This is a genomic window from Streptomyces sp. NPDC039736, assembly GCF_055596485.1.
Window position 1 is genome coordinate 84,518 of record NZ_JBVIUQ010000013.1, and the last position, 20,993, is coordinate 105,510.

Here is a 20,993-nt window from a genome sequence, read left to right on the forward strand (position 1 = left end):
GGGCGTGCTGCCGCCCGAACTGCCCCCGCTGCCCGCGCTGACCCGTGCCGAGTGCGCGGTGGTGGACGCCTACCTGGAGGTCGTCGATCTGCTCGGCCGGATCAACCCGGCCCGCTCCACGGACACTTACGGCGCGGTGCGCGCCGCGCAGGCCCTCGTCGGGCGGGCCGCCGCACTGCGCGAGGCGCTCACCCTCATGCACGACAGGGGGGAGAGCGGACTGCATCCGGTGACCTTGGGGCGGGCGCTGCGCGTCCTGGACGGCGAGCGGCGGGCCGGACGCCTCACGGTGCCGCCGGAACACGCCAGTTGATCACTGCCGTCGGTGTGCGGGGTGTCGTACGAGGACCAGTACGCCTCCCCCGTTCGGCCCACCCGGGTCTACGGCGTCCGTACTGATCGAGTTGCGCCGTACGGCGGGCGCCTGCACGGAATGAGCTGTTCCGGTGCTGGTGCGGGGCTCCCCGGGGGTCGACGCGCAAGATCGGTGCGCCACTTGTCCACCCGAACGGCCGAGGGGTGAGGAGCCTCACAAACCCCTGCTCCCGCTCGGAAACCGGCCGTCGACCGGGTCAAGATCCGTGGGACGACAAGCCCCCGCCGTCGTGGCGGGGCGGTCCTGGCGGGCGTCGCACGAACTTCGGGCGCCGGCCGGGACGTCTGGTCGACGAAGGGTTGCGCATGACTGCGCACGTCAACTGCCGCATTACGGAGAACGACGACCCGGCGAGGAACGGCCCGGGAACGCACCGTCCGGCGAAGGACGGACCGGGGAGGGGCCGCCCGGCGAACAACGGCCCCACGGGACGTCACCGGGCACACAGCGGTCCGCCCGCGGAGCGTCCGGCGCGCGGCGGCGGCCGGCACGCGAAGAACGGCCCCCGGCCCGCGCAGAGCGGCCCGTCGCTGCTGGCCAGGGCCTCCACCGCGTCCGCCCTCACCTTCGCCGTGGTGGGCGGCGGGCTGCTGGTCCCCGGAGCCTCCGCGGAGGCCGAGGCGGCCACGCTCGCGACGAAGGCGCTCAACATCGCCGCCTCCAAGCGCGGCGCCCCCTACAAGTACGGTGCCGCCGGCCCGTCGAGGTTCGACTGCTCGGGGCTGACGCTGTACTCGTTCAAGCGGGCCGGGAAGACCCTGCCGCGCACGGCGCAGTCGCAGTACAACAAGACCCGGCACATCTCCGCCTCCCAACGCCAGCGCGGCGACCTGGTGTTCTTCCACCGCGGGCGCAGCGTCTACCACGTCGGCATCTACGCCGGGTCGAACAAGATGTGGCACTCGCCGCGGCGCGGCACGGTGGTGCGGCTGGAGCGGATCTGGACCAAGAGCGTCTGGTACGGCCGGGTGAAGTGACGGCCGGGTGACGGGACGGCGGGCCCGAGCCCGGGGTCCGGCCACCGTCCGGCGCGCCGGGGACACGCTCCCCGGCGCGCCGTCGCCCTTCCCGGCCCTTCGCGTCCTTCGCTGCGCGCGGAAGCCGTCACCGCTGCACGGACACGGTCCACGGCACCGCGATCCACACCGTCTTGCCGCCCTCGGCGGTCGGCGTGACCGAGAGTCGGCCGCCGCACTCGGCGACGAGCGAGCGGATGATGACCATGCCCCGGCCGTTGTCCTGCTGGACGGCGGCGGGCAGCCGCTGGGGCCAGCGCGGATGACTGTCGGTGACGCCGACGCGCAGCCGCTCGTCCCGGTCGAGCTGGACGTCCACGGTGAAGGTCGGCGACTGGCCGAAGGTGTGCTGCACGGCGTTGGTGGCCAGTTCGGAGACGATCAGCCGGACCGTGTCGGCGGTCTCGGAATCCGCCGGCAGGCCCCATGCGGCGAGGACTTCCGCGACGTGTTTCCGGGCCGTGGACACCGAAGCGGGATCGCTCGGCAGGGTGACGGATACTTCCTGGTGATCTGCCATGGCGACGCTGTCCCTTTCCCACCGGGGCCGGACTCTGTGTCGTACGCGGAATGGTGCGGGGCCGGCCCCGGACCTGTTCCGCGCCAGAGTGTCACTCATGGTGTGCGCGCGGGCGGTGTTCCTCCCAGGCATACATATATCTGCCACTCAAAGTAGTGAACTCTACGACGCAAGACCGTATGTGACCTCAGACTGACTTCCGGCGGGGATGGGATGCACCACCGGAAGGAGCCGCAATGCGCCACGGTCCCGCGGTACGCCGCCGCAAACTTGGGGAGGAATTGCGCAAGCTGCGCGACAGGGCGGGGCTCACCAGCCCGGAGGCCGCGCGCCTCGTCGGCTGGCACCAGTCGAAGGTGAGCCGGATCGAGACCGGCCGCAGTGGGGTCAAGACCGAGGACGTGGCCAGGCTGCTGGAGGTGTACGACCTCCAGGACCCGCAACTCAGGCTGCTCCTGGAGGCGTTGGCGCAGACGTCCGGCGAGTCGGGGACCCAGTGGTGGCACGCCTACCGGGGGCTGCTGCCCAGCCAGTACCGGGACTTCATCTCCCTGGAGTCGCAGGCGTCCCGGGCCCGCACGCTGGAGACCTCGGTGATGCCGGGACTCCTCCAGACGCCGGACTACGCGCGTGAGGTGACGCGGGCGATGCTGCCGGGACTGCCGGCGGGGAAGATCGACACCCTGGTCGAAGTGCGGCTGGCCCGGCAGGAAGTACTGCGCTCACGGGACCCGTTGGCGCTGAGCGCGGTGCTGGACGAGGCGGTGCTGCGCCGGCGGGTGGGCGGCGGGCCCGTCATGAAGGAACAACTGCGGCATGTGCGGGCGGCAATGGAATTGCCGCACGTCCGGTTACAGGTGCTCCCCTTCGCGGCGGGCGCGCACACGGGCCTCGCCGGTGCTTTCGTCATCTTCTCCTTTCCGGCCATTTCAGATCTGGATGTGGTTGTTATCGACCACTTGGCGAGTAGCCTCTCCCTGGAGCGGAAAGAAGACCTCGCGGAATACTCCGCGGCATTCCGCAGGATCCAGGAACAGGCCCTGTCCCCGCAGGAGTCGCTGCACCTGATCGACGACATCGAAAGCGGCGCCTGACACATCCCCGTAACCGGTGACGACGCGCAGGGAGACGCCATGTCCCCACACTTCGGAGTCGTACCTTCCAGCTCGCTTCTGCCCGACGCAGCGTGGCGTCGCAGCAGTCGCAGCACCGGCATGAACAACTGCGTGGAAACCGCTGCTGCCCCCGACGGCCTGCGGGCCGTCCGGGACTCCAAGCGCGTGCTGCTGCCCGCCCTCCTCTTCACCCCGCACGCATGGGAGCGCTTCCTCGGCGCGGTGCGCGAAGAGGCGCTCTGACCTGCGACTGACGCCCCTCAACTCGCGGGTGCGGTACGGACGACGGTGTCCACCGCACCCGCGATCTGCGTGTCGTCCAGATCGGCCCGCGCGGTCAGCCGCAGCCGGGAGATCCCGTCGGGCACGGACGGCGGCCGGAAGCACCCCACCCCGAGTCCCGCCGCGCGGCAGTCCGCCGCCCACCGCAGCGCCGCCCCGGCGGACGGCGCCCGCACCGAGACCACGGCCGCGTCCGGCACGGCCGCGACGAGACCGGCGCCGGTCAGCCGGCGGTGCAGCGAGGACGCGACCTCGCGCGCCCGCGCGGCCCGGCCGGGCTCCCGGCGCAGCAGCCGCAGCGCGGCGAGCGCCCCGCCGGCGGCGGCCGGGGCGAGCCCGGTGTCGAAGATGAAGGTGCGGGCGGCGTTGACCAGGTGGTCGATGACGTGCGCCGGCCCGAGCACCGCTCCGCCCTGGCTGCCGAGCGACTTCGAGAGCGTGACGGTGGCGACGACGTCCGGAGCCCCGGCGAGTCCTGCCGCGTTCGGCGCGCCGCGCCCGCCGGTGCCGAGCACGCCGAGCCCGTGTGCGTCGTCGACGACGAGACCGGCCCCGAACTCCCTCACCACAGCGGCCGTCTCGGCCAACGGGGCGGCGTCCCCGTCCACCGAGAACACGGAGTCGGTGACCACGACGGCCTCCCCGGTGTGCCCGTCGAGGCACTTGCGCACGGCGGCGGGGTCGGTGTGCGCGGCGACGGCGGTCTCGGCCCGCGAGAGACGGCAACCGTCCACGATGGAGGCGTGGTTGCCCGCGTCCGAGACGATCAGGGAGCCGGGCGCGGTCAGCGCGGTGAGCGCCGCGAGGTTGGCCGCGTACCCGGAGGACAGGACGAGCGCGGCCTCGAACCCGGTGAACTCGGCGAGTTCGCGCTCCAGTTCGGCGTGCAGCTCGGTGCTCCCGGTGACGAGCCGCGACCCGGTGGCCCCCGCGCCCCACCGGTGGACGGCGTCGGCCGCGGCGGCGGTGACCTCCGGGTGCCGGGTCAGCCCGAGGTAGTCGTTGCTCGCGAGGTCCAGCAGGGGGCTGTCGGCGGCGCGCGGCCGCAGCGTCCGGACGAGCCCGGCGCGCTCCCGGCGCGCGGCCTCCGCCGCGAGCCGTCCGAAGGGGGTCGGGGCGGTGACGCGCTCAAGCATGAGTGGACCCTCCGTGGAGCCGGGGACGGGATGCGCCCCGTGGCGGCGGGCGCGCACACGGGCGCGGACCGCTTTTGTAGGCAGCCCACAGACACTAGCCGCCCCGATCCGCTGTCAGGGTGTGGCAATACCCACACCCCGAACAGGCACCGTTGTACGAATCCTCCTTGGCCCGGAGCGGGGCCATGGTTCAGGATCATGCGCATGGACCTGCTGAACACACTGGTGGAGAAGGGGCTGCGGCGCGAGCTGCCGACCCGCGAAGAAGCGCTCGCCGTACTGGCGACGACGGACGACGAACTGCTCGACGTGGTGGCCGCCGCCGGCAAGGTGCGCCGCCAGTGGTTCGGGCGTCGGGTGAAGCTCAACTACCTCGTCAACCTGAAGTCGGGGCTGTGCCCGGAGGACTGCTCGTACTGCTCGCAGCGGCTCGGTTCCAAGGCGGAGATCCTCAAGTACACCTGGCTGAAGGCCGACGAGGCGTCGAAGGCGGCGGCGGCGGGCGTGGCGGGCGGCGCGAAGCGGGTCTGTCTGGTGGCGAGCGGGCGCGGCCCGACCGACAAGGACGTGGACCGCGTCTCGAAGACCATCGAGACGATCAAGGAGCAGAACGAGGGCGTCGAGGTGTGCGCCTGCCTCGGCCTGCTCTCCGACGGCCAGGCCGAGCGCCTGCGCGCGGCGGGCGCGGACGCGTACAACCACAATCTCAACACCTCCGAGTCGACGTACGGCGACATCACCACGACGCACACCTACGCGGACCGGGTGGAGACGGTCCAGCAGGCGCAGGCGGCGGGCCTGTCCGCCTGCTCGGGGCTGATCGCGGGCATGGGCGAGTCGGACGCCGACCTCGTCGACGTGGTCTTCGCCCTGCGCGCACTGGACCCGGACTCGGTGCCGGTGAACTTCCTCATCCCCTTCGAGGGCACCCCGCTGGCCAAGGAGTGGAACCTGACGCCGCAGCGCGCGCTGCGCGTCCTGGCGATGGTCCGCTTCGTCTGCCCGGACGTGGAGGTACGGCTCGCGGGCGGGCGCGAGGTGCACCTGCGCACCATGCAGCCGCTCGCCCTGCACCTGGTCAACTCGATCTTCCTGGGCGACTACCTGACCAGTGAGGGCCAGGCGGGCCAGGCGGACCTGGACATGATCGCGGACGCGGGCTTCGAGGTGGAGGGCACGGACACGACGACGCTGCCGGGGCACCGCGCGGGCGGCGGCTGTGGTTCCACTGCCGCCACCGCGGAGGAGGGGTGCGGTTCGGTGTGCGGTACGACGGCGTCCGAGGAGCCCGCCGTGCCCGCCGCGCGCGAGGAGGCCCGTACGGACCTGGTCGCGGTACGCCGCCGTGGCGCGGGAACGGACCTCGCCCCCAATGCCTGACCTGCCCCTCTCCCCCGCCGACCTCCTCCGCCTGGACCGGGAGCACGTCTGGCACCCGTACGGTCCGATGCCCGGCCGCACCGAGCCCCTCCTCGTGGAGTCGGCGTCGGGCGTGCGCCTGCGCCTGGCCCGGCCGGCGTTCGGCCGGACCGAGCTGATCGACGGGATGTCGTCCTGGTGGTCGGCGATCCACGGCTACAACCACCCCGTCCTCAACGAGGCGGCCCGCGAGCAGCTCGACCGGATGAGCCACGTGATGTTCGGCGGCCTCACCCATGAGCCGGGCGTGCGGCTGGCCGCGAAGCTCGTCGAGATCACCCCGGAGCCCCTGCGCCATGTCTTCCTCTGCGACTCCGGTTCGGTGTCGGTCGAGGTCGCGGTCAAGATGTGCCTCCAGCACTGGCGTTCGGTGGGCCGCCCGGCCAAGCAGCGCCTGCTGACCTGGCGGGGCGGCTACCACGGGGACACCTGGCAGCCGATGTCGGTGTGCGACCCCGAGGGCGGGATGCACGAGCTGTGGCAGGGCCTGCTGACGCGTCAGCTCTTCGTGCCGGAACCTCCCGTCGCGTACGAGGAGACGTACGCGCAGTTGCTGCGCGACACGATCGCCCGGCACGCGGACGAGCTGGCGGCGGTGATCGTGGAGCCGGTGGTGCAGGGGGCCGGCGGGATGCGCTTCCACGCGCCGGAGTACCTGCGGGTGCTGCGCGAGGCGTGCGACGCGCACGACGTCCTGCTCGTCTTCGACGAGATCGCGACGGGCTTCGGCCGCACGGGCACGCTTTTCGCGGCCGGACAGGCGTCGGTCTCACCGGACGTGATGTGCCTGGGCAAGGCGCTGACCGGCGGTTATCTGACCATGGCGGCGACGCTGTGCACGGCGGGGGTGGCCGAGGGCATCTCGCGGGGCGAGGTGCCGGTGCTGGCGCACGGGCCGACGTTCATGGCGAACCCGCTGGCCGCGGCGGTGGCGTGCGCGTCGATCGACGTGCTGCTGTCGCAGGACTGGCAGGCGGAGGTCAAGCGCCTGGAGGCGGGGCTGCGGGAGGGCCTCGCGCCGGCGGGCGAGCTGCCGGGGGTGCGGGAGGTACGGGTGCTGGGCGGCATCGGCGTGGTGCAGCTCGACCACAAGGTGTCGATGGCGGCCGCGACGGAGGCCGCGGTGCGCGAGGGCGTGTGGGTGCGGCCGTTCCGGGACCTGGTGTACGTGATGCCGCCGTACGTCACGGGGGACGAGGACCTGGAGCGGGTGACGCGGGGGGTCTGCGCGGCGGCCCGGGCGGGGTAGGGGCGGACGCCTCCCCGGGCGGGCGCGTCCGGCGGGGCAGCGGGGAACCGCGCGAGCGACCCGCCACGAGCCGCGCGATCTCCCCGTGTCAGGACGGCGGGAGCCACTCACCTCGCGGAAGAAACCACTCACCTCGCGGAAGAAAGCAGAAACAAGGAGCAGCCATGCCCACTCTCGTCGTCACCGGGACCAACACCGACATCGGCAAGACCGTCGTCACCGGCGCGATCGCCGCCCTCGCCCGCGCCGCCGGACAGCGGGTCGCCGTGCTCAAGCCCGCGCAGACCGGCCTCGCCCCCGGCGAGCCCGGTGACGCGCACGTCGCCGCCCGCCTGGCGGGTGAGGGCGTCGACGCCTTCGAGCTCGCCCGGTTCCCGGAGCCCCTGGCGCCGGCGACGTCGGCCAGACGGGCGGGCATGCGCCCCGTCACCCCGCAGGAGGCCGCGGACGCCGCCCGCGAGCTGGCGGACACGTACGACCTGGTCCTCGTGGAGGGAGCGGGCGGCCTCCTCGTCCGCATGGACGGCGAGGGCGGCACCCTGGCCGACGTCGCCGGGCTGCTGGGCGCCCCCGTGCTGACCGTCGCGGCCCCCGCCCTCGGCACGCTCAACCTGGTCCGACTGACCGGGGAGGCCCTGCGGGCCCGGGGGCTGACTCCGCGCGGGGTCGTCATCGGCGCCTGGCCGCACACACCCGGCCTCGCCGAACGCTGCAACGTCGAGGAGCTGGCCGAGATGGCGGGCGCGCCGCTGCTCGGCGCCGTCCCGCAGGGCGCGGGCGGTCTCGCACCCGAGCGGTTCGCGGCCGCGGCGACGGGGTGGCTGGCGCCGGAACTGGGCGGCACGTGGGACGCCGGGCGGCTCGCCCGGAATGCCGGGCAGCCCGCCGCGGGCCGTGCGTAGGCTGGGGCCATGCGAGCACGTATCGACGAAATCGTCTTCGACTGCGCCGACCCCGCCGCCCTCGTCCGCTTCTGGGCGAACCTGGTCGGCGGCGAGCCCCACGACCGCAGCCCGGACTGGTCGTACATCGACGTCCCCGACTTCACCCGCCTCGCCTTCCAGCGGGTCCCGGAGGGCAAGACGGCCAAGAACCGGCTGCACATCGACCTGCTGGCCGACGACATCGAGAAGTTCAGCGCCGAGGCGGTGCGGCTCGGGGCGAAGCTGTCCGGCGGCATCGTGACGCAGGACGTGGGGTCCTTCCAGGTCCTGCTGGACCCCGAGGACAACGAGTTCTGCTTCGTGAGCGGTTCGTGAGCTGCTGACGGGCTGCCACCGGGCCCGCCCGGGAGGACAATCGGAGGTGTCCGCCCGCGTCCCGGAGTCCCCGGACTCCGCGAAGGAGGTCCGCGATGGCCGAACGCCGACGTCCCGCCCGGCACACCCGGAGCCGGCGGAGCACCCGGCTCCCGGGGAGCCTCACGGGCCGGGCCCGAAAGGTCCCGCACGACGCCGTCCACCACCCCCTGTTCGCCCGGTGCTACGCCCGGTTCAGCGTCTGCGCCGACGCGCGCGGCGGCATCGCGGCGCACCGGGCGGAGCTGCTGGCCGGGCTGTCCGGGCGGGTACTGGAGATCGGCGCGGGCAACGGGCTGAACTTCGCGCACTACCCGCCCGCGGTCGCCGAGGTCGTCGCCGTCGAACCGGAGCGCTCCCTGCGGCGGTTGGCCCTGGAGGAGGCGCGGCGGGCGGACGTTCCGGTGGACGTGGTGCCCGGTGCGGCGGAGGCGCTGCCGGTCAAGAGCGAGGCGTACGACGCGGTGGTGCTCTCCCTGGTGCTGTGCAGCGTACGGAACGTGGAGCGGGCCCTCGCGGAGGCGAAGCGGGTCCTGCGTCCCGGCGGTGAGCTGCGCTTCTTCGAGCACGGGCGGGACGAACGGCGCGCCATGGCGCTCCTCCAGCGCGGCCTGGACAGGACCGTGTGGCCCCTGCTGTTCGGCAACTGCCACACCTCCCGGGACCCCCTCGCCGCGATCCGCGCGGCGGGGCTGGAGCTGGGCGCGCACCGGCGGCTGGACATCCCCGGCAAGGGACCCCGGCTGCCGTCGTCGGCCTGCGTGCTGGGGGTGGCGAGGCGCCCGGACGGCGGCTAGGTTCGAGTCCGCCGTTTGCTGAACCCTCGTCATCCGCCCAGCACCGGAGGAGACTTCGTGGTCAAGCTGTTCCGCTTCTCGGTCAACATGGTCACGCTGTCCGACGGCGCCGAGTGGGCCGCCCGGTGCCGCCGGGCCGAGGACATCGGGTACGACGTGATCCAGGTGGCCGACCACCTCGGCATGCCCGCCCCGTTCCCGGCGATGGTCGCCGCGGCGGCCGCCACCGAGCGGCCCCGGATCGGCACCTTCGTGCTCAACGCGGCGTTCTGGAACCCCGCGCTGCTGGCCCGTGAGGTCGCGACCGTGGACAGCCTGATCGGCGGACGTCTCGAGGTGGGCATCGGTGCGGGATACGTCAGGGAGGAGCACGAGACGGCCGGTATCCCCTACCGCTCCCCCGGCGGCCGGGTCGATCACCTGGCGCGCACGGTCGAGGAGTTGGACCGGTTCCTGCGGGACGAGAAGCACGTGCCGAAGCCGTCGCAGCGGCCCCGCCCGCCGCTGCTGATCGCCGGCGGCGGCGACCGGGTACTGAAGCTGGCGGCCGAGCGGGCGGACGTGGTGGCGTTCGCGGGCGGCCTCCAGGTCACGCCGGGAGAGCTGCGGGTGCTCAGCGCCGAAGGACTGGACGAGCGGGTCGCCCGCTACCGGGAGTTCGCGGCCGGGCGGACGACGGAGGCGGAGCTGAACCTGCTGATCCAACTGGTCGTGATCACCGACGACCGCAGGGCCGCGCTCCGGGAGTACTGCGCCTTCGCACCGTACCTGACGGAGGAGGAGGTGCTGGGGCTGCCCGTTCTCGCGGTCGGCACGGTCGAGGAGATCGCGGCCCAGTTCCGGGCCACCCGGGAACGGTACGGGTTCTCCTACTTCAGCGTCCTGGAGCCGTACATGGAGGCCTTCGCCCCGGTCGTCGAGGAACTGCGCGGCACCTGACCGCATCGTGAGAAACCCGCTCGTCCCCGGGCGCGGCCCGGTGGTGGGATGCCCATATGAACGATCTTGAGAGCACCCGCCTGCGCCACGCGGCCCCCGCCGACCTCGACGCCGTCCTCGCCTTCTGGAAGACCGCCGCCGAGGGCACCAGCATCAGCGACGACCGGGAAGGCGTCGAGCGCCTGGTGTCCCGCGATCCCGGGGCCCTGATCCTCGCGGAGCGCGACGGCGGACTGATCGGCACCGTGATCGCCGGGTTCGACGGCTGGCGGTGCTCGCTGTACCGGCTGGCCGTCCACCCGGACCACCGGCGGCAGGGCGTCTCCCGGGCTCTCCTGGCGGCCGCGGAGGAGCGGTTCGCGGCGCTCGGCGGGCGGCGCGGGGACGCGATGGTGCTGGACGCGAACGAGGGCGCCCACCCCGCCTGGCGGTCGGCGGGGTACGCGCCCGAGCCCCAGTGGACGCGTTGGGTCAAGCCGCTCACCCGTTGAGCCCGCCGCCCCACGCCCGCCCGGTAATTTTGCCGGTCGTTTACCATGGGTGGCTCACTCCGATGAATCGACGGGGCAGGCGTCCGCCGTGCCCCGCCTCATCGCACTCCTCGAAAGGTGTGAGCGTCCGCCCATGGGCGAGCCTCCCAGTAGCCGACATCGCGCGATCCTCCCCACCCTGAACGATCATGGGACGGAGGTGAACCGATGATTGAAGTGCTTCTGCTCCTCGTGGCGGTACTGCTCTCGCTGATCTGCGGCGCCTTCGTCGCGGCGGAGTTCTCGCTGACGACGGTGGAGCGCGGCGAGCTGGAGCGGGCCGTCGAGCGGGGCGAGCGGGGCGCGGAGAGCGCCCTGAAGGCCGTGCGCGGCCTGACCTTCCAGCTCTCCGGCGCCCAGCTCGGCATCACCGTCACCAACCTCCTCGTCGGCATGCTCGCCGAGCCGTCGATCTCCGCACTGCTCAAGGGCCCGGTCGAGGCGGTCGGGCTGTCCCCGGCCGTGGCGTCCTCGGTGGCCCTCGTGATCGGCACGGCGCTGTCCACGGTCGTCCTGATGGTCGTCGGCGAGCTGGTCCCCAAGAACTGGGCGATCTCCTCGCCGCTGGCCGTCGCGAAGGTCGTGGCGACGCCGCAGCGCTGGTTCACGGCCGCGTTCAAGCCGCTGATCAGCCATCTCAACAACACCGCCAACCGCATCCTGCGCCGCTTCGGCATGGAGCCCGCCGAGGAGCTGGCGTCCGCGCGCAGCCCTCAGGAGCTGGTCGCGCTGGCCCGCCACTCCGCGAAGGAGGGCGCGCTGGAGGCCGACACCGCCGAGCTGTTCGTCCGTACGCTCAACCTGGCGGAACTGACCGCGGAGAACGTGATGACCCCGCGCGTGCAGGTCACCGCGCTCGACGTGCAGGCCACCGCCGAGGACGTCGCGAACGCGACCCGGGCGACCGGCCTGTCCCGCTTCCCGGTCTACCGGGGCAGCCTGGACTCCGTCGTGGGCCTGGTCCACATCAAGGACGTCCTGGCCGTCCCCGCCGACCGCAGGCCCCGCCACCCGGTCACCGAACTGGTCCGCGAGCCGCTGCTCGTACCGGAGACGCTGACCGTGGACAAGCTGCTGGACCGGCTGTCCGGCAAGCGCACGATGGCCGTGGTCATCGACGAGTACGGCGGCACGGCCGGGGTGGTCACGCTGGAGGACATCGTCGAGGAGGTCGTCGGCGAGGTGCGCGACGAGCACGACCCGCACGAGACCCCCGACCTGGCCCGTGCGGGCGAGGACACCGAGGGCCACGCCCTGTGGTCGGCCGACGGCGCCGCCCGCTGCGACCAGTTGGAACGGATCGGGATGCGCGTGCCCGACGGCCCGTACGAGACCCTGGCCGGGCTGATCGCCAATGAGCTGGGCCGCATCCCCGAGGTGGGCGACCGCGTGGAGCTCTCCGGCTGGCAGTTGGACGTGGTGGACGCGGGCGGACGCCGGGCGGCGCGGGTGCTGATGCACGCGCCGCTCGCCGCCGCGGCCGCGCAGGACGAGACGGCGGGGACCCGGCGATGATCGCGATACAGCTCCTCATCGGCCTGCTCACGCTGGTCGTCAACGCCTTCTTCGTCGGCGCGGAATTCGCGCTGATCTCGGTACGGCGTTCGCAGATCGAGCCGGAGGCCGAGGCCGGGAACCGCAGGGCGCGCAGCGTCATCTGGGGCCTGGAGCACGTCTCCGCGCTGCTGGCCGCCGCGCAGCTCGGCATCACGCTGTGCACCCTGGTGCTCGGCATCGTCGCCGAGCCCGCCATCGCGCACCTGCTGGAGCCGATGTTCCACGCGGTGGGCGTGCCGGACGCGCTGACGCACCCGATCTCGTTCGTGATCGCGCTGGCGCTGGCGACGTACCTGCACATGCTGCTCGGCGAGATGGTGCCGAAGAACATCGCGCTGGCCGAGCCGACGAAGACCGCGCTGCTGCTGGGCCCGCCGCTGGTGGCGCTGGCACGGGCGCTGCGCCCGGTGATCTTCGCGATCAACTCCTTCGCCAACCTGCTGCTGAAGCTGCTGCGGGTGGAGGCGAAGGACGAGGTGTCGGCGACGTTCTCGGACGACGAGCTGGCACGGCTGGTGAAGGACACCGAGGACGCCGGGCTGCTGGACGACCGGGCCGCCGAACGGCTGCGGGACGCCCTGGAGCTGGGCCGGCGCCCGGTGCGGGACGTGGTGATGCCGGTCGAGCGCGTGGTGTACGCGGCGGTCGGGACGACGCCGGAGGAGCTGGAGCGCCTCGCGGCCGAGTCCGGGTTCTCGCGCTTCCCGGTGCTCGACTCGACCCGGCGCATCCTGGGCTACCTGCACGTCAAGGACGCCTTGGACGCGATGCCGCGGGACCTGCCGTTCCCGGTCTCCGCGATGCGGCCGATCGCCCGGGTACGGGCCGAGACGCCGCTGGACGACGTGCTGACGGCCATGCGCCGCAGCCGTACGCACCTGGCCGCCGTGGCCGACGAGGACGGCCGTCCGGCCGGCCTCGTCACCATGGAGGACGTGCTGCGGGAGCTGGTGGGTCCGCCGCAGCAGGCGTGATCCGCGGCTGAGCGAGAACTGCCGGGCCCCTCGGTCGGAGGGCGCCCGGCAGTTGTCGTTTCCCGACCGCACGTGTGCGCAGGTGATTGGGTACGATCGCTCCGCCATGGAAATGAATGCCACCTACACCAGTCTTGTCGCGGTCGGCGACTCCTTCACCGAGGGAATGTCCGACCTCCTGCCCGACGGTTCCTACCGCGGCTGGGCCGACCTGCTGGCCGCCCGGATGGCCGCGCGCACGCCCGGCTTCCGGTACGCGAACCTGGCCGTGCGCGGCAAGCTGATCGGCCAGATCGCCGACGAGCAGGCGCCGCTCGCCGCAGCGATGAAGGCGGACGTGGTGACGCTGGTGGGCGGCCTGAACGACACCCTGCGCCCCAAGGTCGACATGGGCCACGTCCGCGCGAAGCTGACCGAGGCCGTCGAGACCCTGGCCCCTTCGTGCCGGCAGCTCGTGCTGATGCGCAGCCCGGGCCGCCGGGGCCCGGTCTTCGAACGGTTCCGCCCCCGGGTGGAGGAGCTGTTCGCGGTCGTCGAGGAGCTCGCCGCGAAGCACGACGCGATCGTCGTCGACCTGTACGGGGCGGCCGTACTCGGCGACCAGCGGATGTGGGACGTGGACCGCCTCCACCTCACCGCCGAGGGGCACCGCCGGGTCGCCGAGGCGGTCTGGCAGGCGCTCGGCCTGACGGCGGAGGACGACTGGCTGTGCCCGCTGCCCGCCGCCGTCCCGCCGAAGTGGCTCGCGCGCCGGGTGAGCGACGCGCAGTTCGCGCGCGAGCACCTGGTGCCGTGGATCGGACGCAGGCTCACGGGCCGCTCGTCGGGGGACGGCCGCCCGGCGAAGCGCCCCGAGCTGCTGCCGTACGAGAGCATGCGCGAGGTGACGGAGGAGGGGCCGGTCCGCTGAGCCGGGTCGCGCCGCCCGCGCCCGGCAGGCACGCCCCCGCTCCCGGCACGGACCCGCGGCGCACGCCCCTGCTCTCGTAGCAACGCACGAACCGCCCCGCGGCCCTGGCCTGCACGAACCGCCAGTAGAATCTGTTCACGTGACTGCTGCAAGTGCGAAGCCTCGCATCCCCAACGTCCTGGCCGGCCGCTACGCCTCCGCGGAGCTCGCCGTCCTGTGGTCCCCCGAGCAGAAGGTCGAGCTGGAGCGCCGGCTGTGGCTGGCCGTGCTGCGTGCGCAGAAGGACCTCGGGATCGAGGTTCCGGACCAGGCGCTCGCCGACTACGAGCGCGTGCTCGACCAGGTCGACCTGGCCTCCATCGCGGAGCGCGAGAAGGTCACGCGCCACGACGTGAAGGCCCGGATCGAGGAGTTCAACGCGCTCGCCGGGCACGAGCAGGTCCACAAGGGCATGACCTCGCGCGACCTCACCGAGAACGTCGAGCAGCTCCAGATCCGGCTCTCCCTGGAGCTGATGCGGGACCGCACGGTCGCCGTGCTCGCGCGGCTGGGCAAGCTGTCGGCGGAGTACGCCGAGCTGGTCATGGCCGGTCGCTCGCACAACGTCGCCGCCCAGGCCACCACCCTCGGCAAGCGCTTCGCGACCGCCGCCGACGAACTGCTCGTCGCGTACGGCCGCCTGGAGGAGCTGCTCGGCCGCTATCCGCTGCGCGGCATCAAGGGCCCGGTCGGCACCGCGCAGGACATGCTCGACCTGCTGGGCGGTGACACGCAGAAGCTGGCGGAGCTGGAGCAGCGCATCGCCGGCCACCTCGGCTTCGCGCACGCCTTCACCTCGGTCGGCCAGGTCTACCCGCGCTCGCTGGACTACGAGGTGGTGACCGCGCTGGTGCAGCTCGCCGGCGCGCCCTCCTCCGTCGCCAGGACGATCCGTCTGATGGCGGGCCACGAGCTGGTCACCGAGGGCTTCAAGCCCGGCCAGGTCGGCTCGTCGGCGATGCCGCACAAGATGAACACCCGCTCCTGCGAGCGCGTCAACGGCCTCATGGTCGTCCTGCGCGGTTACGCGTCGATGACCGGCGAGCTGGCGGGCGACCAGTGGAACGAGGGCGACGTGTCCTGTTCCGTGGTCCGCCGGGTCGCGCTTCCCGACGCGTTCTTCGCCTTCGACGGCCTGCTGGAGACCTTCCTGACCGTCCTGGACGAGTTCGGCGCGTTCCCGGCCGTCGTCGCGCGCGAGCTGGACCGCTACCTCCCCTTCCTGGCCACGACGAAGGTCCTGATGGCCGCGGTACGGGCGGGCGTCGGCCGGGAGGCCGCGCACGAGGTCATCAAGGAGCACGCGGTGGCCGCCGCACTGGCCATGCGCGAGCAGGGCGCCGAGCGCAACGAGCTGCTGGACAAGCTCGCCGCCGACGACCGGATGCCGCTGGACCGCGCGCAGCTGGACGAGCTGATGGCGGACAAGCTGTCCTTCACGGGGGCCGCCGGCCAGCAGGTCGGCGTGCTGGTCGCGCGCATCGACGAGATCGTCAAGCAGCACCCCGAGGCCGCGGCGTACACCCCCGGCTCGATCCTGTGAGGTCCCGGTGACTCCCGAGGAGCTGCGGGCCGCCAGTGACCGCGTCATTCCCGACGTGGTCGCGGGCGGCCTGCGCGTGCTGTTCTGCGGCATCAACCCCGGGCTGATGTCGGCGGCCACCGGCCACCACTTCGCCCGCCCCGGCAACCGCTTCTGGCCGGTGCTGCACCGGTCGGGCTTCACCCCGCGCCAGTTGAAGCCGTCCGAGCAGGAGGAGTTGCTCTCGTACGGTCTCGGCATCACCAACGTCGTGGCGCGGGCCAGCGCCCGGGCGGACGAGGTGAGCGCGGAGGAGTTCGTCGAGGGCGGGCGGCTGCTCACCGAGAAGGTGGAACGGCTGGGGCCGACGTGGCTGGCGGTGGTCGGCGTGACCGCGTACCGCACGGCGTTCGACGACAAGAAGGCGCGCATCGGCCCGCAGGAGCGGACCATCGGCGGGGCGCGGGTGTGGGTGCTGCCCAACCCCAGCGGACTCAACGCGCACTGGAGCCTGGAGACGATGGCCGAGGAGTACGGGCGCCTGCGCGCGGCGGCCGAGGACGTCACGGGCGGCTAGCGCCCGGCAACGATCCGGTTCCGCTTTGCACGGTGCGGCTCGCCCCGCGCGTGGCCTGCGGATACGATCCAGCAGCCAGACAAACGTACGAGGCGGGAGGACACGTTGGGGCGGCTGACCGGCGGGGACCCCTCTCTGTTGCGGCGGATCAACTCCGCGGTGGTGCTGCACGCGCTGCGCGGCGCGGACGCGGCCGCCTCCCCCACCCTGACCGACCTGACCCGGGTCACCGGGCTCTCCCGGCCGACCGTCGAGGGCGTCGTCGAGGGCCTCATCGAGACCGGGCTCGCCGTCGAGGCCGAGGCGGAGGAGGGCGGGGCCAAGCGGCAGGGGCGGCCCGCGCGGCGGTTCCGCTTCCGGGCCGAGGCGGGGCACCTGCTGGGCATCGAGATCGGCCCGCACCGGGTGTCGGTGCTGATCTCCGGGCTGGACGGGCGGATCGTCGGCGCGGGATCGCGCGAGGTGGACGAGTCGGCGAGCGCGGACGACCGGCTGGAGCGGGTGCGGACCGTGGTGGCCGACGTGCTGCGCCGGGCCGGGGTGGCGCGCAGCTCGCTGCGGGCGGTCGGCGTGGGCAGCCCCGGAATCGTCGAGGCGGACGGCACGGTACGGCTCGGCACGGCGCTTCCCGGCTGGACCGGACTGCCGCTGGGCGAACGGCTGCGGCGGTCCTTCCGCTGCCCGGTGCTGGTGGAGAACGACGCGAACGCGGCGGCGGTGGCCGAGCACTGGAAGGGCGTCGGACAGGACACCGACGACCTGGTCTTCGTGCTGGCCGGGCTGAGCCCCGGGGCCGGTTCGCTGATCGGCGGACGGCTGCACCGGGGGTACGGCGGGGCGGCGGGCGAGATCGGGGCCCTGCACCTGCTGGGCCGGGAGGCCAGGCCCGAGAGCCTGCTCTCGACGACGGACAAGCCCCTGCACCCGCTGGACGAGCACGCGGTGGCGGCGGTCTTCGCGCAGGCCAAGCGCGGGGACGCGCAGGCGCGGGCGGCCATGGACCGGTTCCTGCAGCGGCTGGTGCACGACGTGGCGGCGCTGGTGCTGGCGCTGGACCCGGAGCTGGTGGTGGTCGGGGGGTGGGCGGCCGGCCTGGACGGCGTCCTGGACCCGCTGCGCTCGGAGCTGGAACGGTTTTGCCTGCGCCCGCCCCGGGTGGCCCTCTCGCTGCTCGGCGAGGCGTCGGTGGCGACGGGGGCGTTGCGGCTGGCGCTGGACCATGTGGAGGAGCAGCTCTTCGCGGTGGAGACGACGGTGACGGCCCGCCGCTGAGCGCGTGCGCACCCATCCCACGCCGGACCGCTACTCCGTGCCCCGTCAGGGGCGCGGGGAACTGCGCGACCAGCCACGACGCTCCTGCACGGAACCGTGCACTGGCCGCGCGGCGAGCGCTTTAGGGAAAGGGGCGGGCCCGGGGCCTCTCCTGCGTGAGCAGAACGGGGCTGACGCGTCCGGTGCCGGGGCTGAACTCACGGCCCTGGCGGAGGAGCGTGCCCGGTACAGGCGCTGAGGCAGGGGCGGCACCCGGGTGGGCCGGGAGCGGGAGGGGCCGCCCCCTTGCCCGCCCGTCCCGCCCCCCTTGGGGCGGCCCCGTCGCCCAAGGGGGCTGGGGAAGGGGGGAGGGGAAGGCGCCCCGTCGCCCAAGGGAGCGGGGCGGGCCCGGCATCTGAGCGGATCAGGGAGGTGCTCCGGGCCCGGCCGGTAGGTCAGGAGGCGTGGGCGGTCGGGGTGTCGTGGTGGCTTATTTCCAGGTCACCCGAGTCACCGAAGGTCAACCGGCACGTGTCGGCCCGGTAAGTGGCCACGGACACCGCCGCCGTGCGCCCCGCCGCGAAGTACCGGGTCGTGACCACCAGCACCGGAGCCCCCGGCAACCGGTCCAACTGCTTGGCGTCGTCCGCCCGCGCGGACCCCAGCTCGACCGCCCGGTCCTGTCCCTCAAGACCGAGCCGCTGGAGCTCGCGCAGCACCGAACGGGCCCGGACCTGCCCCGACGGGGCCTCGATGGCGGGCAGCTCGGGCACGGAGGCGCCGGGCACGTAGAGCAGTTCGGCCGCGACCGGCTGCCCGTGCGTCATCCGCGTCCGCCGCACCACGTGCAGCTCGTCCCCCACGGGGGTCCCGAGCATGCGGCTGACCGCGGCGGGCGCCGCGCCGAGCGCGGAGTCGACGGCCACCCAGGCGTCGTCGGCCGTCCCCGGCCAGGTGTGCTGCGAGGTCGACACGTCGACACCCATGCGGGGCGGCGCGACCGTGGTGCCCACGCCCCGACGGCGCTGCAGACGGCCCTCCAGCTCAAGCTGTTCGAGGGCCTGGCGGAGCGTGGCCCGGGCGACGCCGAAGCGGGCCGCGAGCTCCCGTTCGTTGGGGAGGATCTCGCCGACCGAGAAGTCGGAGTCGAGTGCCTCGCTGAGCACGGTCTTGAGGTGCCAGTACTTCGGCTCCGGCACCGTTTCGAGCTGCGTGGTCCCCACCCTGATCCTCCGCAATCGCCGCGACCCCCGCGGCATTCCGAGACGTCCACCAAGACGCCGTTCCGCGCCCTTGTTTATTAAAGGTCCTTGCACTAACTCTGCGACCATAGGTCGGCCCCCCTACTTGGTCAAGACCAATCCGCTTTCCTTTACGGAGGTTATGGAAGGCGGGGAGCGAAATGCGCGTAGGCCACGGACCGTTCATGAAGCCGCAAACTGCCCCGCACCCGGCGGCCGGACACGGGGCAGCGACAGCGACGGCGGCAGGGGCGGCGGTCGGCGCGAGAAATCCGGAAGTTGCTATTCCGGGAGCACTGCGGAGAGTTTGTCGGGATTGCGCATGATGTAAACCGTCTGAATGAGTCCCTCGGCCGTGTCGATCTGCACCACCCCGTCCACCTCCCCGTCCACCACGATCAGCAGCGCGGGTCCGCCGTTGAGCTCGGCGAAGCGGAACTCCGTGCCCGGGACCGTCTTCTTCGCCACGCCCAGCAGGAAGCGCGCCACCTTGTCCGCGCTCTCCATGACCCGCAGCGAGAGCCGTGCCTTGCCGCCGCCGTCGCCGACCAGCCGCGCCCCGGGGGCCAGCAGCGCGAGCAGCTCGCCGAGGTCGCCGCCGGTCGCGGCGGCGAGGAAGCGCTCGGTGAGATCGCGGCGTTCGGCCGGGTCCACGGCGAAGCGCGGCCTGCGCTCCTCCACGTGCTTGCGCGCGCGGCCCGCGAGCTGGCGCACCGCGGCGTCCGACTTGTCCAGGGCGGCGGCGATCTCCCCGTACGGGAATCCGAAGGCCTCGCGCAGGACGAACACCGCGCGCTCCAGCGGCGAGAGCGATTCGAGGACGACCAGGACGGCGAGGGAGACGGACTCGGCGAGCACGGCGCGTTCGGCGGTGTCGGGGACGTCCGCGGCGAAGTCGGTGGCCAGCGGCTCCGGGAGCCAGGGGCCCACGTACGCCTCGCGCCGCGACTGCACCTGCCGCAGGCGGTCGATGGCCAGGCGGGTGGTGATCCGTACGAGATAGGCGCGCGGCGCGCGGACCTCCTCGCGGTCCTCCGCCGACCAGCGCAGCCACGCCTCCTGCACGACGTCCTCGGCGTCGGCGACGCGGCCCAGCATCCGGTAGGCGACGCCGGTCAGGACGGGACGGTGCTCCTCGAAGAGGGCGGCGGCGCCGGTGGCCGTTTCGGAGGTCATCGTGCCATCCCAGCCCACGGGCCGCGCGGTGTCCAGCACGGCGCGAGCGGTGTGCGCCACACTCTTGAACTCCGGGCTACTGGAGAGTAGTTGTTGCTGACAGAGTGTCTAAGGCCGCTCCCCCGGCAGCCCGTTCCCCACCCTCAGGAGTCACCCCATGACCGCCACCGTCGCCTTCGCCGTCGAGTCCCCGGGCGGCCCGCGCACCGCGTCCGTGACGTACGAGCGCCGCGGGCGGGGCGAGCCGCTGCTCCTGCTGCACGGCATCGGACACCACTGGCAGGCCTGGGAGCCGGTGCTGGGCGCGCTGGCGGCGGAGCGTGACGTGATCGCCGTGGACCTGCCGGGGTTCGGGGCATCGCCGTCCCTCCCCGAGGGTCTGTCGTACGGCCTGGAGGCGGTCGTGCCGGTACTGGGCGCGTTCTGCCGGGAGCTGGGGGTGGACCGGCCGCACGTCGCCGGCAACTCGCTCGGCGGCCTGCTCGCCCTGGAGATGGGACGGAAGAAGCTGGCGCGGTCGGTGACGGCCCTGTCGCCCGCGGGCTTCTGGACGCCGCCCGAGCGCCGGTACGCCTTCACCGCCCTGCGCGGGATGCGGGCGGCCGCGAAGGCCATGCCGCTGCCGATGATCGAGCGGCTGGCGCGGAGCGAGGCGGGCCGGTTCGCGCTGACCAGCACGATCTACGCCAAGCCCGGCCGCCGCACGCCGGACGCGGTCGTCGCGGAGACCCTGGCGCTGCGGCGGGCGACCGCCTTCGAACCGACGCTGGCGGCGGGGCTGAGCGTGCAGTTCCGGGACGACGTGCGGGAGGTGCCGGTGACGGTGGCGTGGGGGACGAAGGACCGGCTGCTGGTGCGCCGGCAGGGGGTGCGGGCCAAGGGGGTCATGCCCGGGGCGCGGCTGGTGCGGCTGCCGGGGTGCGGGCACGTGCCGATGAACGACGACCCGGCGGCGGTGGCGAGGGTCGTCCTCGACACGAGCCGCTGAGGCCCCGCGGCTTCCGGCGGCTTCCGGCGGTCTCCGGCGACCGGCTACTTTCCAAAGTGGAAAACAGATGACACTCTGACA

Annotated in this window: 22 protein-coding genes; 18 read left to right on the top strand and 4 right to left on the bottom strand. The window is 73.2% G+C overall.

All coding sequences use genetic code 11. From position 1 onward, the window contains the following. Positions 1-4 precede the first annotated feature (4 nt). Together ACZ56L_RS31410 and ACZ56L_RS31415 are read left to right on the top strand one after the other, a co-directional pair. Positions 5-313 carry a hypothetical protein gene (locus tag ACZ56L_RS31410; RefSeq protein WP_345225324.1) on the top strand — a complete coding sequence of 103 codons (309 nt, stop codon included), beginning with the start codon at positions 5-7 and terminating at the stop codon, positions 311-313. Positions 314-906: 593 nt separating this feature from the next. Beyond that, positions 907-1,353 carry a C40 family peptidase gene (locus ACZ56L_RS31415; RefSeq protein WP_345226692.1) on the top strand — a complete coding sequence of 149 codons (447 nt, stop codon included), beginning with the start codon at positions 907-909 and terminating at the stop codon, positions 1,351-1,353. Between the two features lie 127 nt (positions 1,354-1,480). Here the strand turns inward: ACZ56L_RS31415 and ACZ56L_RS31420 are convergent, their stop codons facing one another. Further along, a complete protein-coding gene (locus tag ACZ56L_RS31420) occupies positions 1,481-1,912 on the bottom strand; it encodes an ATP-binding protein (RefSeq protein WP_401763583.1) in 432 nt (143 codons plus the stop codon). A gap of 236 nt (positions 1,913-2,148) precedes the next feature. On the opposite strand from ACZ56L_RS31420, the gene ACZ56L_RS31425 reads away from it, so the two are divergent. Together ACZ56L_RS31425 and ACZ56L_RS31430 are read left to right on the top strand one after the other, a co-directional pair. Beyond that, positions 2,149-3,006, top strand: coding sequence for a helix-turn-helix domain-containing protein (locus ACZ56L_RS31425; protein WP_471067896.1), 858 nt, complete (start codon positions 2,149-2,151; stop codon positions 3,004-3,006). 39 nt (positions 3,007-3,045) lie between these two features. After that, positions 3,046-3,270, top strand: a complete 225-nt coding sequence (locus tag ACZ56L_RS31430; RefSeq protein ID WP_345225318.1) for a DUF397 domain-containing protein — start codon at positions 3,046-3,048, stop codon at positions 3,268-3,270. A gap of 17 nt (positions 3,271-3,287) precedes the next feature. Here the strand turns inward: ACZ56L_RS31430 and ACZ56L_RS31435 are convergent, their stop codons facing one another. Then, the gene (locus tag ACZ56L_RS31435) at positions 3,288-4,445 is read right to left on the bottom strand and encodes an 8-amino-7-oxononanoate synthase (RefSeq protein WP_471067899.1); all 1,158 of its coding nucleotides are present in this window, start codon (positions 4,443-4,445) and stop codon (positions 3,288-3,290) included. A gap of 204 nt (positions 4,446-4,649) precedes the next feature. Between ACZ56L_RS31435 and bioB the strand changes: the two genes are divergently transcribed. From bioB to ACZ56L_RS31500, 13 genes are all read left to right on the top strand, one after another. Further along, the gene (gene bioB / locus ACZ56L_RS31440) at positions 4,650-5,825 is read left to right on the top strand and encodes a biotin synthase BioB (protein ID WP_471067902.1); all 1,176 of its coding nucleotides are present in this window, start codon (positions 4,650-4,652) and stop codon (positions 5,823-5,825) included. After that, on the top strand, positions 5,818-7,113 hold the full coding sequence (locus ACZ56L_RS31445) for an adenosylmethionine--8-amino-7-oxononanoate transaminase (RefSeq protein ID WP_471067905.1): 1,296 nt from the start codon (positions 5,818-5,820) through the stop codon (positions 7,111-7,113). Before bioB ends, ACZ56L_RS31445 begins: the two co-directional genes overlap by 8 nt. A 164-nt stretch (positions 7,114-7,277) precedes the next feature. Then, entirely contained in the window at positions 7,278-8,015 is a 738-nt protein-coding gene (bioD, locus tag ACZ56L_RS31450) for a dethiobiotin synthase (RefSeq protein ID WP_471067908.1), read from the top strand. Between the two features lie 9 nt (positions 8,016-8,024). Then, a complete protein-coding gene (locus tag ACZ56L_RS31455) occupies positions 8,025-8,372 on the top strand; it encodes a VOC family protein (protein ID WP_345225307.1) in 348 nt (115 codons plus the stop codon). A gap of 95 nt (positions 8,373-8,467) precedes the next feature. Continuing rightward, a complete protein-coding gene (locus tag ACZ56L_RS31460) occupies positions 8,468-9,208 on the top strand; it encodes a class I SAM-dependent methyltransferase (protein WP_345225304.1) in 741 nt (246 codons plus the stop codon). Positions 9,209-9,265: 57 nt separating this feature from the next. Beyond that, complete coding sequence (locus tag ACZ56L_RS31465; RefSeq protein WP_471067911.1) at positions 9,266-10,147, top strand: TIGR03621 family F420-dependent LLM class oxidoreductase; 882 nt, start codon at positions 9,266-9,268, stop codon at positions 10,145-10,147. Between the two features lie 56 nt (positions 10,148-10,203). Then, positions 10,204-10,638 carry a GNAT family N-acetyltransferase gene (locus tag ACZ56L_RS31470; RefSeq protein WP_345225297.1) on the top strand — a complete coding sequence of 145 codons (435 nt, stop codon included), beginning with the start codon at positions 10,204-10,206 and terminating at the stop codon, positions 10,636-10,638. Between the two features lie 207 nt (positions 10,639-10,845). Next, on the top strand, positions 10,846-12,192 hold the full coding sequence (locus ACZ56L_RS31475) for a hemolysin family protein (protein ID WP_345225293.1): 1,347 nt from the start codon (positions 10,846-10,848) through the stop codon (positions 12,190-12,192). Continuing rightward, positions 12,189-13,208, top strand: a complete 1,020-nt coding sequence (locus ACZ56L_RS31480) for a hemolysin family protein (RefSeq protein ID WP_345225290.1) — start codon at positions 12,189-12,191, stop codon at positions 13,206-13,208. Before ACZ56L_RS31475 ends, ACZ56L_RS31480 begins: the two co-directional genes overlap by 4 nt. Before the next feature lie 106 nt (positions 13,209-13,314). After that, positions 13,315-14,118 (top strand): SGNH/GDSL hydrolase family protein, encoded by an 804-nt coding sequence (locus ACZ56L_RS31485; RefSeq protein WP_468688908.1) that lies wholly within the window; start codon positions 13,315-13,317, stop codon positions 14,116-14,118. A 139-nt stretch (positions 14,119-14,257) separates the two neighbouring features. Further along, positions 14,258-15,700: an adenylosuccinate lyase gene (gene purB / locus ACZ56L_RS31490; RefSeq protein WP_345225286.1), complete on the top strand. Its 1,443-nt coding sequence runs from the start codon at positions 14,258-14,260 to the stop codon at positions 15,698-15,700. A 7-nt stretch (positions 15,701-15,707) separates the two neighbouring features. Then, entirely contained in the window at positions 15,708-16,256 is a 549-nt protein-coding gene (gene mug, locus ACZ56L_RS31495) for a G/U mismatch-specific DNA glycosylase (RefSeq protein WP_345225283.1), read from the top strand. A gap of 105 nt (positions 16,257-16,361) precedes the next feature. Then, the gene (locus ACZ56L_RS31500; RefSeq protein ID WP_345225275.1) at positions 16,362-17,528 is read left to right on the top strand and encodes an ROK family protein; all 1,167 of its coding nucleotides are present in this window, start codon (positions 16,362-16,364) and stop codon (positions 17,526-17,528) included. A 434-nt stretch (positions 17,529-17,962) separates the two neighbouring features. On the opposite strand, the gene ACZ56L_RS31505 is transcribed toward ACZ56L_RS31500, so the two are convergent. Together ACZ56L_RS31505 and ACZ56L_RS31510 are read right to left on the bottom strand one after the other, a co-directional pair. Beyond that, entirely contained in the window at positions 17,963-18,730 is a 768-nt protein-coding gene (locus tag ACZ56L_RS31505) for a GntR family transcriptional regulator (protein ID WP_468688905.1), read from the bottom strand. Positions 18,731-19,030: 300 nt separating this feature from the next. After that, on the bottom strand, positions 19,031-19,924 hold the full coding sequence (locus ACZ56L_RS31510; protein WP_468688903.1) for an RNA polymerase sigma-70 factor: 894 nt from the start codon (positions 19,922-19,924) through the stop codon (positions 19,031-19,033). Positions 19,925-20,081: 157 nt separating this feature from the next. Between ACZ56L_RS31510 and ACZ56L_RS31515 the strand changes: the two genes are divergently transcribed. Next, complete coding sequence (locus ACZ56L_RS31515) at positions 20,082-20,912, top strand: alpha/beta fold hydrolase (RefSeq protein ID WP_345225269.1); 831 nt, start codon at positions 20,082-20,084, stop codon at positions 20,910-20,912. The last annotated feature ends 81 nt before the right edge of the window (positions 20,913-20,993 follow it).

What these genes read in the sequence shown, in the direction of transcription:
- ACZ56L_RS31430 (WP_345225318.1), top strand. Translation starts at nt 3,046, where the DNA reads ATGTCCCCACACTTCGGAGTCGTACCTTCCAGCTCGCTTCTGCCCGAC.
- ACZ56L_RS31420 (WP_401763583.1), bottom strand. Translation starts at nt 1,912, where the DNA reads ATGGCAGATCACCAGGAAGTATCCGTCACCCTGCCGAGCGATCCCGCT.
- ACZ56L_RS31435 (WP_471067899.1), bottom strand. Translation starts at nt 4,445, where the DNA reads ATGCTTGAGCGCGTCACCGCCCCGACCCCCTTCGGACGGCTCGCGGCG.
- bioD (WP_471067908.1), top strand. Translation starts at nt 7,278, where the DNA reads ATGCCCACTCTCGTCGTCACCGGGACCAACACCGACATCGGCAAGACC.
- ACZ56L_RS31425 (WP_471067896.1), top strand. Translation starts at nt 2,149, where the DNA reads ATGCGCCACGGTCCCGCGGTACGCCGCCGCAAACTTGGGGAGGAATTG.
- ACZ56L_RS31475 (WP_345225293.1), top strand. Translation starts at nt 10,846, where the DNA reads ATGATTGAAGTGCTTCTGCTCCTCGTGGCGGTACTGCTCTCGCTGATC.
- ACZ56L_RS31480 (WP_345225290.1), top strand. Translation starts at nt 12,189, where the DNA reads ATGATCGCGATACAGCTCCTCATCGGCCTGCTCACGCTGGTCGTCAAC.
- ACZ56L_RS31455 (WP_345225307.1), top strand. Translation starts at nt 8,025, where the DNA reads ATGCGAGCACGTATCGACGAAATCGTCTTCGACTGCGCCGACCCCGCC.
- ACZ56L_RS31445 (WP_471067905.1), top strand. Translation starts at nt 5,818, where the DNA reads ATGCCTGACCTGCCCCTCTCCCCCGCCGACCTCCTCCGCCTGGACCGG.
- ACZ56L_RS31460 (WP_345225304.1), top strand. Translation starts at nt 8,468, where the DNA reads ATGGCCGAACGCCGACGTCCCGCCCGGCACACCCGGAGCCGGCGGAGC.
- ACZ56L_RS31470 (WP_345225297.1), top strand. Translation starts at nt 10,204, where the DNA reads ATGAACGATCTTGAGAGCACCCGCCTGCGCCACGCGGCCCCCGCCGAC.
- ACZ56L_RS31515 (WP_345225269.1), top strand. Translation starts at nt 20,082, where the DNA reads ATGACCGCCACCGTCGCCTTCGCCGTCGAGTCCCCGGGCGGCCCGCGC.
- ACZ56L_RS31485 (WP_468688908.1), top strand. Translation starts at nt 13,315, where the DNA reads ATGGAAATGAATGCCACCTACACCAGTCTTGTCGCGGTCGGCGACTCC.
- bioB (WP_471067902.1), top strand. Translation starts at nt 4,650, where the DNA reads ATGGACCTGCTGAACACACTGGTGGAGAAGGGGCTGCGGCGCGAGCTG.
- ACZ56L_RS31510 (WP_468688903.1), bottom strand. Translation starts at nt 19,924, where the DNA reads ATGACCTCCGAAACGGCCACCGGCGCCGCCGCCCTCTTCGAGGAGCAC.